12 protein-coding genes are annotated in these 13583 nt (G+C 68.1%); 6 read left to right on the forward strand and 6 right to left on the reverse strand.

Features of this window, described 5'->3' with window-relative positions:
* Positions 1-6: 6 nt before the first annotated feature.
* The 5 genes from ABFG95_RS26115 to ABFG95_RS26135 form a co-directional block, all read right to left on the reverse strand.
* Entirely contained in the window at positions 7-621 is a 615-nt protein-coding gene (locus ABFG95_RS26115) for a prepilin-type N-terminal cleavage/methylation domain-containing protein (RefSeq protein WP_175146665.1), read from the reverse strand.
* Entirely contained in the window at positions 618-1022 is a 405-nt protein-coding gene (gene gspI / locus ABFG95_RS26120) for a type II secretion system minor pseudopilin GspI (protein ID WP_049074482.1), read from the reverse strand. Before gspI ends, ABFG95_RS26115 begins: the two co-directional genes overlap by 4 nt.
* Positions 1009-1497, reverse strand: a complete 489-nt coding sequence (gspH, locus tag ABFG95_RS26125; RefSeq protein ID WP_348995081.1) for a type II secretion system minor pseudopilin GspH — start codon at positions 1495-1497, stop codon at positions 1009-1011. The genes gspI and gspH overlap by 14 nt, the downstream gene beginning before the upstream one ends.
* Entirely contained in the window at positions 1469-1897 is a 429-nt protein-coding gene (gene gspG, locus ABFG95_RS26130) for a type II secretion system major pseudopilin GspG (protein ID WP_020927290.1), read from the reverse strand. The genes gspH and gspG overlap by 29 nt, the downstream gene beginning before the upstream one ends.
* A gap of 75 nt (positions 1898-1972) precedes the next feature.
* The gene (locus ABFG95_RS26135; protein WP_348995082.1) at positions 1973-2419 is read right to left on the reverse strand and encodes a hypothetical protein; all 447 of its coding nucleotides are present in this window, start codon (positions 2417-2419) and stop codon (positions 1973-1975) included.
* 198 nt (positions 2420-2617) lie between these two features.
* Between ABFG95_RS26135 and ABFG95_RS26140 the strand changes: the two genes are divergently transcribed.
* The 4 genes from ABFG95_RS26140 (at position 2618) to ABFG95_RS26155 (ending at position 9180) form a co-directional block, all read left to right on the forward strand.
* Positions 2618-4576, forward strand: a complete 1959-nt coding sequence (locus tag ABFG95_RS26140) for an alkaline phosphatase PhoX (RefSeq protein WP_175146667.1) — start codon at positions 2618-2620, stop codon at positions 4574-4576.
* 192 nt (positions 4577-4768) lie between these two features.
* Complete coding sequence (locus ABFG95_RS26145) at positions 4769-6766, forward strand: alkaline phosphatase family protein (protein ID WP_348995083.1); 1998 nt, start codon at positions 4769-4771, stop codon at positions 6764-6766.
* Between the two features lie 20 nt (positions 6767-6786).
* Positions 6787-6966 carry a hypothetical protein gene (locus tag ABFG95_RS26150; protein WP_049074472.1) on the forward strand — a complete coding sequence of 60 codons (180 nt, stop codon included), beginning with the start codon at positions 6787-6789 and terminating at the stop codon, positions 6964-6966.
* 36 nt (positions 6967-7002) lie between these two features.
* Positions 7003-9180: a phospholipase C, phosphocholine-specific gene (locus tag ABFG95_RS26155; protein ID WP_175146668.1), complete on the forward strand. Its 2178-nt coding sequence runs from the start codon at positions 7003-7005 to the stop codon at positions 9178-9180.
* A 105-nt stretch (positions 9181-9285) separates the two neighbouring features.
* Here the strand turns inward: ABFG95_RS26155 and ABFG95_RS26160 are convergent, their stop codons facing one another.
* The gene (locus ABFG95_RS26160; RefSeq protein ID WP_348995084.1) at positions 9286-10188 is read right to left on the reverse strand and encodes a LysR family transcriptional regulator; all 903 of its coding nucleotides are present in this window, start codon (positions 10186-10188) and stop codon (positions 9286-9288) included.
* A 107-nt stretch (positions 10189-10295) separates the two neighbouring features.
* Here ABFG95_RS26160 and ggt point away from each other — a divergent pair, with 107 nt between their 5' ends.
* Positions 10296-11924: a gamma-glutamyltransferase gene (ggt, locus tag ABFG95_RS26165; protein ID WP_049074464.1), complete on the forward strand. Its 1629-nt coding sequence runs from the start codon at positions 10296-10298 to the stop codon at positions 11922-11924.
* A 60-nt stretch (positions 11925-11984) separates the two neighbouring features.
* The gene (locus tag ABFG95_RS26170; protein WP_278992442.1) at positions 11985-13499 is read left to right on the forward strand and encodes an ABC transporter substrate-binding protein; all 1515 of its coding nucleotides are present in this window, start codon (positions 11985-11987) and stop codon (positions 13497-13499) included.
* The last annotated feature ends 84 nt before the right edge of the window (positions 13500-13583 follow it).

Here is a 13583-nt window from a genome sequence, read left to right on the forward strand (position 1 = left end):
GCCCCCTCATGGCAGTTCCAGGATGCGGCTGTAGCGCCGCGCGTCGCCGGCCGGGCCGCGGTCGAGCGTGATCTCGATGCCGGCGGGCGTGGCGGAGAAGGGCGCGCGGGTGTCGACCCAGCCCATGCCCGTCACCCAGCCGCGCAGCGCCAGCGCGCGCACGCCGGGCAGCAGCAGCACGCCGTCGTTGACCGGCGGCAGCGGTCCCTGTTCGGCCGGCAGGCCGCTGGCGCGCCACAGGCCGTCCTTGCGCACCGACCATTGCACCCGCTGCCAGCGGCCGTCGTCATCGGGGGCGGGGCGCAGGATTTCCAGCGTCTGCGCGCCGGCGGCGCCGCGCAGCAGCCGCACGCCCGAGGTGAAGACCTGGGCGTCGACGCCGGGCGCGGCGAACGACGGACCGTTGTAGGCCATTTCCACATCGCGTCCCATCTGCCCGAGGGTGCGGACGACGGCGTCGGTGTCGTCGGCCTGCCGCGCGATCCAGTCGCGCGCGCTGGAGACGCTGTCCAGGCCGCGCCAGGCCATCAGGCTGACGAGCGCCATCAGGGCCAGCGCCACCAGCACTTCGATCAGGGTGAAGCCCGCCTGGGCGCGGGCGACGGCGCGGCGGGAATTCATCGCAGGCTCGACAGGAGGCCGTCCAGCTGCAGCAGGGACGCGCCGTTGGCGCCATCGCGCACCTTGACCGAGACCTGGCGGAAGCTGCGGTTCAGCGAATTGGTGAAGACCAGTTCGCATTGCAGCGCCAGGCCGCCTTGCGGGCAGGGCACGGTCTGCGAGCCGGCGCGCGGCAGGGTCTGTTCCAGCCGCAACTGGGTCAGCGCGTTCTGCGCCGCCAGCAGCGCCAGGGTCTTGTCCTGCAGCGCGCGGTTGTTGGCGGCCATGACGCCAGTGGCGCGCAGTGCCGCGCCCATCGCCACGGCGATGATGGCCAGGGCCACCAGCACCTCGATCAGGGTGAAGCCGCGCTGGCGTTGCCGCCGGCGGCTAAGCGGAAGGGGGGAATCAGTGAATCTCATAATGTCCGGCGGCGTCGCGCGTCAACGTCACGTGCGAGTCGCCCGCGCGCAGCTGCACGCTGAACGGGTCGGCCACCCATTCGGTGTTGAAGCGCAGCGGGCGTTCGGGCGACAGATGCCATTGCACCGGGCCGGCTCGCCAGGCTTGCGGCCGCAGCACCTCGTCGCGTTCCAGCTTGTCCGCGGGCAGGGGCGAGTCATCCTGGGCGGTCGGCGCGGCGGAGCGGCCCTGGCGCTCGAACGACCAGCCGCCGCTGGTGGGCAGCCAGCGGATCGGACGGCCATCGCTGCGCGCCTCGCCCTCGGCCACGGTGAAGGCGTCGGCCAGGCGCCGCGCATCCTCGCGCAATGGATCGGCGCCCTTGCCGATGGACAGGCTGACCATGCTGGCGGCGATGGCGACGATCACCAGCACCACCAGGACTTCGACTAGCGTGAAGCCGCGCTCAGAGTTCCCACGAACCGATGTCGGCATCGCCGCCTTCTCCCCCGGGCTTGTTGTCGGCGCCGAACGAGAACACATCGATTTCGCCTTTGACGCCAGGGCTCAGGTATTGGTAGGGATGGCCCCAGGGATCGTTGGGCAGCTTGTCCAGATAGCCGCGCCAGTTGGACGCGCCTTCGGGCTTTTCCACCAGCGCGCGCAGGCCCTGGGCGGTGGTCGGGTAGCGGCCGTTGTCGAGGCGGTAGAGCTTGAGCGCCTGCATGATGCCGCCGATGTCCTGGCGCGCGGCGACCTGGCGCGCCTGGTCGGGGCGGTCCAGCACGCGCGGCACGATCAGGGCCGCCAGAATCCCCATGATCACGATGACCACCATGATCTCGATCAGGGTGAAACCTTGCTGGCGGGCGAGCCCACGCGATGACTGGCGCACTTCACGACTCCGGTATTTCAGTGAGAAGCGTGCGATTGTGGACATGAAATATGACAGCAATATGAGGCGCGCGGCTCACGGCGCGGCGCGCGCGATGCCGCCCTCGGGGGCGGGAGCGGCCGGCGCGGCGATGCGGCTGGCGCGGCCGCCTTGCTCGACCGTGACGGCGTCGGCGCCGACGGCCTTGAGCACGATGCCCGGGGCGACCTCGTCGCCGACGCGCCAGGCCAGCGGCGGGCCGCCGTCGACGCTGAAGACGGCGGCGCCGTCGGGGCCGGCCGCGATCACCCCAAGCACGCTGATCTGCGTGCGCAACACTTCATCGCGGCCGAACCACAGGGCCACCGGGCCGTTGTCGGCCGCGCGCGGCTCGGGCGCGGCGACGGGGGCGGGCAGGGCGGGCGGCGCGGGCGCGAACAGCACCGCGCCCCACACGCCCAGGCCGGCAGCCAGCGCCAGGATGGCAAGGACTCGGAGCGCGGCGGGGGCCGCGGGCGGGGACAGGCGCAGGGACAGGGGCATGGCGGTGACGCGGGCAACGTTACGGCGGAAATGCGCCCGACTCTAGCAGCCGATCATGACAATTGCGCGATACGGCGGCGCGGGTTCTTTCAAACAACCAACACCGCACTGTCATCAAGCTTACATCGCGTCTCTCTAGCATGCGTGCACGTTGCGGCCGGGCGCCGCGGCACCGATCCCTTCCCACAGGAAACCACGATGCAAGACACGACACACGCCAATCGCCGCCGCCTTCTGAAGATGCTCGGGGGCGCGCCGATGCTGCCGCTGGGCGGCGTCGGCATGGCCGCGCTGCTGACGGGCTGTAATTCGAGCGACGACGATGACGACAGCCCCGTCGTCACGCCGCCGCCGAACGTGACCTTCACGTCCGCCGCGTTCACCTCGATGGCCGCGCCCACGCTGGCCACGCCCGAGCTGATGGCGCGCACCACCGTGGGGTCGGCGATGGTGCTGACCTTCAGCGACGGCTCCACCCGCAAGATCGAGCTGGGCTACGAACCGTTCTTCATGACCGGCGACGCGGTGCCGGACGGCAAGGGCGGCAGCATCATCGCCGGCGCGTATTTCAACAACAGCGGCGCGCCCATCATGGACAACTCGGTGCCGGCCAAGGCCCGCCAGTTCTTCTCGAACTGTCCGGACGGCATGTCGCTGCTGAAGCTGGACGCGCCCGCCGTGCCCGGCGTCAACGGCAATACCGTGTTCGCCGTGGTGCAGTTCGAATACCAGTCGATGGACCAGTCCGGCGCCGACATGTATGGCCGCCTGCCGTCGCCGATCGCGGTGCTGACGCTGGCGCAGGACCCGGCCACCGGCAAGCTCAGCCTGGTCAAGTACAGCAACGTGGACACCTCGTCGGTCAACGGCCTGTGGATCACCTGTGGCGCCAGCCTGTCGCCGTGGAACACGCACCTGTCCAGCGAAGAGTACGAACCGGACGCCACCATCGCCCGCTCGGACGCGCAGTTCCAGGCCTACAGCCAGAACCTGTTCGGCGATCCCAACAAGGCCAACCCTTATCATTACGGCCACATGCCGGAGGTGACGGTCAACCCCGACGGCACCGGCAGCATCAAGAAACACTATTGCATGGGCCGCATCTCGCACGAGCTGGTGCAGATCATGCCCGACCAGCGCACCGCGCTGATGGGCGACGACGCCACCAACGGCGGCCTGTTCATGTTCGTGGCCGATCGCAAGGCCGACCTGTCGTCCGGCACGCTCTACGTGGCCAAGTGGACGCAGACCTCGGGCACGGGGCCGGGCGCGGCCACGCTGACCTGGATCAAGCTGGGCCACGCCACCAGCGCCGAAGTGAAGGAACTGGCCGACCAGCTGACCGCCGCCGACATCATGGACGTGCGCACTGCCGATCCGGCCGACAGCAGTTTCACCAAGATCCGCTTCAACGGCGCCAACAACTGGGTCAAGCTGCTGCCGGGCCGCCGCCAGGCCGCGGCGTTCCTGGAAACCCACCGCTATGCCGCGCTGGTCGGCGGCTCGCTGGGCTTTACCAAGATGGAAGGCACCACCGTCAACGTCAAGGACAAGATCGCCTACAGCGCCATGTCGCGCATCGAGAAGTCGATGATCGACGGCACGGTGGACGGCATGAAGGTGCAGGCCAACGCGGCCGGCGCGGTGTACCAGCTGCACATGAAGGCCGGCCAGGTCGACAGCACCGGCCAGGCCATCGACAGCGAATGGGTGCCGGTCGACATGGCGGCGGTGGCCGAGCTGGTCGGCGCGCCGATCTCGCCGGTCGACGCGCTGGGCAACACCCACAATGCCGACAAGATCTCCAATCCCGACAACCTCAAGTTCTCGGAGAAGCTGCGCACGCTGTTCGTGGGCGAGGATAGTGGCGGCCACGTCAACAACTTCCTGTGGGCCTATAACGTCGACACCAAGCAGCTGTCGCGCCTGTTGTCGTGCCCGGTGGCGGCTGAATCGACCGGCCTGCAGGCGGTCGACGAGATCAACGGCTGGACCTACATCACCAGCAATTTCCAGCACGCCGCTGATTGGGGCACGCCGCAGAGCGCACTGTTCAACACGGTGCGTCCGATCCTGGAACCGCTGGTCAAGGCCAACTACAAGGACGGTTTCGGCGCGTCGGTCGGCTACCTGACCGGCGTGCGGATCGGCGCCTGATTCCGCGGCCACCGGCCCTCCGACCAGCATGGGACCGGCTTGCCGGTCCCATGTCGTTGTTGCGGTCTGTAGCGCTGCGGAAAAAAATCCTGATCCATCGATCAATGATTCCTTTCTTCCCTTAATGGGGCTTTCACCTTGCGACGCCACTATGTGGGCCACCCATAAAGCGGGTTTCGAAAGGGAAAGAACATGCAGGTATTGAAATGGAAGCGCTGGTGCGCGGCGCTGGCGGCGCTGGGCGCGCTGGCCGGCTGCGGTGGCGGCGATGACAACAACGACGACGGCACGACGGCGCCGCCGGCCGTGCAGCCGCAGCCGGGCGCGGCCGCCAAGGTGCTGTTCATCGGCGTGGACGGCCTCACCTATGACGCCTACCGCCAGAGCATGGCGGACAAGTCGCTGCCCAACCTGGCGCAGTTGACGGCGACCCGTTCCTGGACCGGCGGCGTCACCGGCGGGGTGACGCAGCAGCCCACCCTGCTGGCGCCTGGCTGGGCCACGCTGCTGACCGGCCAATGGGCGGATCAGCACGGCGTGCGCAGCAACGCCCCGGGTCAGGCGCCCAAGACGGCGACCCTGTTCAAGCGCGTCAATGCCGCCAAGCCGGCCGCGCGCGCCGCGGCGGCCTTCAACTCGTCGTTGCTGGCCGGCCTGGTCGGCGGTGACCGCGACGCCGGTTATCTGCAAAGCCTGACGGACTGCGCCGGCGTCGACGATTGCGTCGCCAGCCAGGCGCGCGATCGCATCATTGAAGGTTACGACGTGGTGGTGGCGCAGTTCGGCGCCGCCGAGCGTGCGGCCGCGACCGGCGGCTTCGGCGACGGCTACCGCGCCACCTTGCGCCAGACCGACAGCGCCATTGGCGCGTTGCTCAAGCAGGTCGCGGATCGCCGCGCCGCCCATCCGGAAGAAAACTGGCTGGTGGTGGTGGCTTCCAGCCACGGCCTGGACCGCACCGGCGGCAGCGACGGCCTGCCGCTGTCGCTGAACAAAACCACGCTGCTGGCGATGAACCGCTCGCCGCTGCTCGGCGGCAGCGCCGATGATGCGGCGGTCGACGGCGCCTGGGACAACGCCTGGTACGGCCTGCCCAGCGCGGCCGATGCCGCGCCAACGCTGCTGGCGCACCTGGGCGCGCTGCCGGCGGCGGGGCAGTACGACCTGGCCGGCACCGCCTTGTCCGAGGCCGTGGCGTTGCGCCGTGGGGCCAGCCGCACCTCGATGGATAACAAGAGTGTGACGTTGAGCTGGACCCGCGTGGGCACGCCCACCGGCGACATCGTCATCAGCCGCGACGGCAAGGAGATTGCGCGCCTGCCGGGCACGGCCACGGACTATGTCGACACCGGCTTCGTCTTCACCACCGAGGGCGTGCATGAGCTGAACTATGGCATCGCGGTGGGCAACGCCGTGACGGCGGTGCGCGCCACCGTGGTCTACACCGCGCCGGTGCCGCTGCTGCCGTCGTTGAGCAACGGCCTGACGATGCTGTTCCCGTTCGAAGGCAACCTGACGGACAAGGCCGCCGGCGGCGGAGCCATCACCCCTTATGACGGCGTGCAGGCGCCGGTGTTCGCCGACAAGGGCGTGTTCGGCAAGATGTTCCAGAACGAGCGCAGCGGCGACCCCACCGGCGCCTTCAAGCTGGACTATCCGGCGGGCCTGCTCGACAGCGTCCAGGCCTTCACCATCGGCTTCTGGTATCAGTCCGATGGCACCGCCAACGACCGCTCCATCCTGGGCAACAAGGACTACAACTCCGGCGGCAACCCCGGCATCACCATCGCCCAGTGGGCCGGCCCCGAGCTGCGCTTCAACCTGGCGGGCGGCAGCCGCGTGGACATCAACGGGGTCAAGTTCACGGCCAACAAGCCGGTCTACGTGGCGATGGTCATCAACAAGACCGCCAAGACCATGGCCGCCTATGTCTACGACACCGAAATGGGCTGGTTCAGCCGCTCGATCTCCACCGGCAGCGTCAATTTCGCCCAGATCGCCGGCGTGTTCGGTCCGCACCTGGGCCTGAATGAAGACGGCAAGGGCACCTACGGCGTGTGCTGCGCCGGCACCAAGGGGCCCTACACGATGTACTTCGACGACCTGGCTTTCTGGTCGCGCGCCCTGACCGAAACCGAGGTCAAGTCGCTGGCCATGTCCGGCAAATCCGTTTCCGAACTGCTTCCCTGATGTCCAAGGATAGATACGACATGAACACTGCCTCCCCGATCTTGCGCGCCTGCCTGCGCGCGGGCGCCGCCCTGATGGTGGCCGCCGTCCTGACCGCCTGCGGCGGCGACAAGGATGACGACGACGCCGGCACCAACCCCGGGACCCAGCCCGAGACGCCGACCCAGCCGGTCAAGCCCCAACTGCGTTGCGCGCCCTGAAGCCGCGCTTTTTTCAGAATCCAAGGAATAGCATCCGTGACGTCCGCTAAAGACCCGATCCACGCCGGCAAGCGCCGCTTCCTGCGCAACGCCGCCGCCTCGACCGCCGGCCTGACCGCCTTGTCGATGTTTCCGCCGGCCATCCGCCGCGCCCTGGCGATTCCCGCCAACAACCGCACTGGCACCATCAACGACGTCGAGCACGTGGTCATCCTGATGCAGGAAAACCGCTCGTTCGACATGTACTTCGGCACGTTCAAGGGCGTGCGCGGCTTCGGCGACCGCATTACCGTGCCGCTGCCGCAGAACCGCTCGGTCTGGGAACAGACCAACGGCACCCGCGTGGTGCTGCCGTACCATCTGGACAGCACCAAGGGCAACGCCCAGCGCGTGTCCGGCACGCCGCACGACTACCCGGACGCGCAGAACGCCTGGGACGGCGGCCGCCTGTACCAATGGCCGCGCTACAAGCAGAACCAGTCGATGGGTTACTACACGCGCCAGGAGTTGCCGTTCCAGTTCGCGCTGGCCGAGGCCTTCACGCTGTGCGACGCCTATCACTGTTCTTCGCACGGCGGCACCAACACCAACCGCCTGTTCCACTGGACCGGCACCAACGATCCGCTGGCGCAGGGCAATGGCCCCTCGACCCGCAACCAATGGGACGGGCTGGGCGTGTCCACCACGGGCTGGACCTGGGAAACCTATCCCGAGAAACTGCAGAAGAACGGCGTCAGCTGGAAGGTCTACCAGAACCTGCCGGACAACTTCACCGACAATCCGTTGGCGGGTTTCCGCCAGTTCCGCAAGGCTTACGAACTGTCCGGCAATGATCCGGCCGCCAGTAATCCCAGCCCGCCGGCCTGGACGGCCGCGGCGGACAGTGGCAACCCGCTCTACAAGGGCGTGGCCAACACCATGCCAGACGGGGGCTTGTTGCAAGCCTTCCGCGACGACGTGTTGAACGGCGCGTTGCCGCAGGTGTCGTGGATCGTGGCGCCGGCCAACTACTCGGAGCACCCCGGCCCGTCGAGCCCGGTGCAGGGCGCCTGGTACATCCAGGAGACGCTCAACGCGCTGACGGCCAACCCGGACGTCTGGAGCAAGACCGTGCTGCTTATCAACTTCGACGAGAACGACGGTTTCTTCGATCACGTGCCGTCGCCGGCCGCGCCGTCGCTCAATCCCGACGGCTCGATGGCGGGCGCGTCCACCATCAACACCGACCTGGAGCGCCACATCAAGCCGTCGCTGCAGGACGCGGCCGACAAGCGCGTGTACGGCCCCGGCCCGCGCGTGCCGATGTACGTCGTCTCGCCCTGGAGCCGCGGCGGCTGGGTCAACTCGCAGGCCTTCGACCACACCTCGGTGCTGCGCTTCCTGGAAGCGCGCTTCGGCGTCAAGGAAACCAACATCAGCGACTACCGCCGCGCGGTGCTGGGCGACCTGACCTCGGCCTTCAACTTCGCTACGCCCAACAGCGAGCAGTTGCCCGACCTGACCATGTGGACCAAGGCCACGGCGGACCAGACCCGCGCCGACCAGCAGGCGCTGGCCCAGGTGCCGCTGCCCGACACCACCACCCAGGCCAGGCCCAGGCAGGAAACCGGCGTGCGTCCGTCGCGCGCCTTGCCCTACGAGATGCACACCAGCGGCCGCGCCCAGCCCGGCAGCAGCGCCATGTGGCTGGTGTTCGCCAACACCGGCAGCGCCGCCGGCGTGTTCCACGTGTACGACCGCCTGCACCTGGACCGCCTGCCGCGCCGCTACGCGGTCGAGCCCGAGAAGCAGCTCGAAGGCAGCTGGGACGTGGCCGCCGATGGCGGCAAGTACGACCTGTGGGTGATGGGCCCGAACGGCTATCTGCGCCATTTTGCCGGCGATCTGGCGCTGGCCCGCGCCGAAGGCCTGGGCGCGGAAATCCGCGTCTGCTACGACATCGCCAACGGCGACGTCTACACCAGCTTCATCAACAGCGGCGCCAAGCCCTGCACCTTCGTCATCACGCCGAACGCCTACTACACCAATAACGAGAAGTGGACGATCACGGTGCCGGCCGGCGGCCAGGTCGAGCAGTCGTGGTCGCTCAAGGCCAGCGGCAGCTGGTACGACTTCACGGCGCGCCTGAACGAGGACCCGGCCTACCTCCGCCGCTTCGCCGGCCGGGTGGAGACGGGCAAGGCGTCGATCACCGATCCGGCGATGGGCCAGTAAGGCCCGCTGCGCGGGCGCGGCCGGCCACGGCCGGGCCCGATGCGACGCCCCGTGCCGCTCCCGCCCCCGGGGAGACGGCGCGGGGCATTGCCATTCGTGGCGGGTCTACGCCGCCGCCTGCGCGTCGCGCGCCCGGAAGGCCGCGGCGCAGGCTTCGCAGATGGCCGAGGTGATGCCCTGGCGGGCGTGTTCGCGCCGCTCCAGCATGCCGATGGCGCGCGCCGACGGCCCCAGGTCGTCGGGCAGGGGCAGGATGCGCAGCTGTGGGCTGTCGCGCCAGTTCGAGCCGTTGATCAGCGGCAGCAGCGTCACGCCAACCTCCTGGCGCACCAGTTCGATCAGAGTCTCGATCGCGTTCAGTTCCAGGAATTCGTCCAGCGGCACCGCCAGGCGCCGCAGCAGGCGGTCGATTTGCAGGCCGGTTCGCTGGGTGCGGTCAAAGCGCAGGAAGGGGTTGCCGGCCAGCACCTGGCGCGCGTCGCGCCCGGCGGCCGAGGGCGGGGCGATCACCACCAGCGGTTCTTCATAGAGCGGGGTCCAGCGGGTGCTGGCCATCTTGCGGCCGGCCTCCACCAGGAAGGCCGCGTCCAGTTCGCCGTCCTCGACCTTGCCGGCCAGTTCGCTGGCCTTGCCCGACAGGATGCGCACGTCCAGCCTGGGGTGCGACTTCTTCATGCCCGACACCACCTTGGACAGGGTGCCCATGCAGGACACGATGCTGCCCACCGAGACCGACCCCGCCAGTTCGCCCGGCACGGTGCGCGGCAGTCGCATGCGGTCGTATAAATCCAGCAAGTGCTTGATTTCCGGCAGCAATTCCCGGCCCGCCGCATTCAGGATGGCCAGCCGGCCGCTGCGGTCGAACAGCTCGCGCCCCAATTCCGCCTCCAGCGAGCGCATCTGGAAGCTGACGGCGGCCTGTGTCAGGGCCACCTGCTCGGCCGCCTCGGAAAACGAGCCATGGTGGGCGACGGCCAGGAAAGTGCGCAGGAAACGGATCGTACTCATGGGGTCAATTCACAAAAATTTCTTTTATGACCGAACAAAAAATCAAATTGATTTAATTAGATCACGGGAGTACCTTCGCCTGCTTACCTATATGTGAGACAGGCGCCATGAAATCCTTTGACTGGGTCAATCCGTATCCCTCCATCCGCATCCCGCTGTTCGCGCGCAACGTGGTGTCCACCTCGCACCCGCTCGCGGCCCAGGCCGGCCTGCGCATGTTGCTCAAGGGCGGCAACGCGGTTGACGCCGCCATCGCCGCGGCCGCCACCATCGTGCTGGTCGAGCCGGTCTCCTGCGGCCTGGGCGGCGACTGCTTCGCCATCGTCTGGGACGGCAAGGAACTGCATGGCCTGAATTCCTCCGGCGTGGCCCCGGCCGCCTGGAATGTCGAGTATTTCAAGCGCAAGTACGGCGTCGGCGCTGACGGCCTGGCGATCCAGCCCAAGCGCGGCTGGGACGCGGTCACGGTGCCGGGCGTGGTGGCCGGCTGGTCCGCGCTGCACGAAAAGCTCGGCAAGCTGCCGTTCGAGCAACTGTTCGAACCGGCCATCGAGATCGCCGAGCGCGGCTACGCCGTGCCGCCGGTGGTGGCGCACAAGTGGGCCGCCGCCGCCAATGAACTGAGCAGCCAGCCGGGCTATGCCCAGGCCTTCATGCCCGAGGGCCGCGCGCCCAAGGTCGGCGAGCACTTCCGCTTTCCGGACGCGGCCCACACGCTGCGCCGCATCGCCGCCTCCAAGGGCCGCGATTTCTACGAAGGCGAGCTGGCCGAGCGCATCGCCGCCTTCAGCCAGGAATGCGGCGCCGCCATGACGCTGGAAGACCTGCGCGGCTACCGGCCGGAGTGGGTCAAGCCGATCTCGCGGTCCTATCGCGGCTACGAGCTGCACGAGATCCCGCCGAACGGGCAGGGCATCGCCGCGCTGATCGCGCTGGGCATCGTCGAGCGCTTCAACATCGCCGACCTGCCGGTCGACTCGGTGCAGTCGCAGCACGTGCAGATCGAGGCCATGAAGCTGGCCTTCGCCGACCTCTACAAGTACGTGGCCGACCCGCGCTCGATGGAAGTCACGCCCGAGCAGATGCTGTCGGACGATTACCTGGACAGCCGCGCCAAGCTGATCCGCCTGGACGGCGCCACCCATTTCAGCGCCGGCCGTCCGGCCGCCGGCGGCACCATCTACCTGACCGCCGCCGACGAGAACGGCATGATGATCTCGTTCATCCAGTCCAACTACATGGGCTTCGGCTCGGGCGTGGTCGTGCCGGGCACCGGCATCAGCCTGCAGAACCGCGGCGTCGGCTTCTCGATGGATCCCAAGTCGGCCAACGTGGTCGAGGGCGGCAAGCGGCCGTTCCACACCATCATCCCGGGTTTCCTGACGCGCGGCGGCAAGCCGGTCATGAGCTTCGGCGTGATGGGCGGCGACATGCAGCCGCAGGGCCACCTGCAGACCGTGATCCGCATGGTCGACTACCACCAGAACCCGCAAGCCGCCTGCTGCGCCCCGCGCTGGAAGGTCAACCGCGATTTCACGCTGGATATCGAGACCAATATGAAGGCTTCCACTATTGCGGGCCTGAAAGACCTCGGGCATGCTTTGAAATCCGTGGACGATCCGTACATGGATTTCGGCGCCGGCCAATTCATCTGGCGCATGTCCGAAAGCGACAACGAGCTCGGCTACGTCGCCGCCAGCGACAGCCGCCGTGACGGCCAGGCCGTGGGCTTCTGACACGCGCCTTGCCGCCGGGCATCGCAACCCGGCATTGCAGCCACAAGGGGAACAAACACAATGAAACGCTTTACCATGACCTTCGGCGCCAGCGTGCTGGCGCTGGCCGCCGGCGCCGCCTGCGCGCAGAATATTCGCATCGGCCTGCAGGAAGATCCGGACGTGCTGGACCCGCACCGCGCCCGCACCTACGTCGGCCGCATCGTCTTCACCTCGCTGTGCGACAAGCTGGTGGACATCGATCCCAAGCTGCACTTCGTGCCGCAACTGGCCACCTCGTGGTCGTTCAGCCCGGACAACAAGGTGCTGACCTTCAAGCTGCGCGAAGACGCGCTGTTCCATGACGGCAGCAAGTTCGACGCCGCCGCCGCCAAGGCCAACCTGGAACGCGCCATGACGCTGCCCGACAGCCTGCGCAAGGGCGAACTGGCCTCGGTCGAGAAGGTCGAGGCGCCCGACGCCAGCACCCTGGTGCTGACCCTCAAGCAGCCCGACGCCACGCTGCTGGCGCAGTTGTCCGACCGCGCCGGCATGATGCTGTCGCCCAAGTCGTTCGCCGATGCCGACGTGGCCGCGGTCGGCCGCAAGCCGATCTGCTCGGGTCCGTACAAGTTCGTCGAGCGCATCCAGAACGACCGCGTCGTGCTGGAGAAATTCGACCAGTACTACGACGCCAAGGACTACGCCTTCAAGCGCATCACCTTCCTGCCGATTCCGGACACCACCGTGCGCCTGTCGAACCTGCGCGCCGGCGACCTGGACCTGCTCGAGCGCCTGAACCCGTCGGACGCGGCGCAGGTCAAGAGCGACGCCAGCCTGACCTTCGCGCCGGTGGCGGGCCTGGGCTTCCAGCAGTTCATGTTCAACGTGGCCAACGGCAAGCGCGCCGAGGACAACCCGTTCAAGAACAAGCTGGTGCGCCAGGCGTTCCAGCTGGCCATCGACCGCAACGCCATCAACGAAGTGGCCGGCGGCGGCATCTTCGAACCGGCGCAGCAGCCGTTTCCGCCCGCCAGTCCCTACCACAGCGACAAGTTCCCGGTGACCAAGCGCGACGTGGCCAAGGCCCGCGCGCTGCTCAAGCAGGCCGGCTTCGACCGCGTCAAGGCCGAGGTCATGTTCGGCAACAACACCACCACCTCGTCGGTGGCCGAGATGGTGCAGGCCATGGCCTCCGAGGCCGGCTTCGACCTGTCGCTGCGGCCCACCGAGTACGCCGCGCTGCAGAAAGAATCGGCCGGCGGCAATTTCCAGGTGGTGATGCTGGGCTGGTCGGGACGGGTCGATCCGGACGGCAACATCCATAGCTTCGTGACTTGCAAGGGCGCGCTGAACGACGGCCACTATTGCAACCCGGACGTCGACAAGCTGCTCAACGAGGCCCGCATGGTGCCCGATGAAACCAAGCGCCGCGCCATCTACGACCAGGCGCAGACGATCATCCAGGACGAACTGCCCGGCGTGTACAACTACTACCAGCCGTGGCCGTTCGCGCTGGCCAAGAAGGTCAAGGGCTTCGTGCCGTACCCGGACGGCATGATCCGCCTGAAGGGCGTGACGTTCGCGCAGAAGTGATCCGGGCGCGGCGGTTCGCCGCCGCGTCCGCCGGCCGCTTGAACGCGGCCGGTCGTTTCCCGCGGCGGCCGCGCGCCGTGCCCT

The sequence above is a fragment of the Achromobacter sp. HNDS-1 genome, assembly GCF_040084795.1.
In the GTDB taxonomy this organism is placed as follows: domain Bacteria; phylum Pseudomonadota; class Gammaproteobacteria; order Burkholderiales; family Burkholderiaceae_B; genus Achromobacter; species Achromobacter ruhlandii.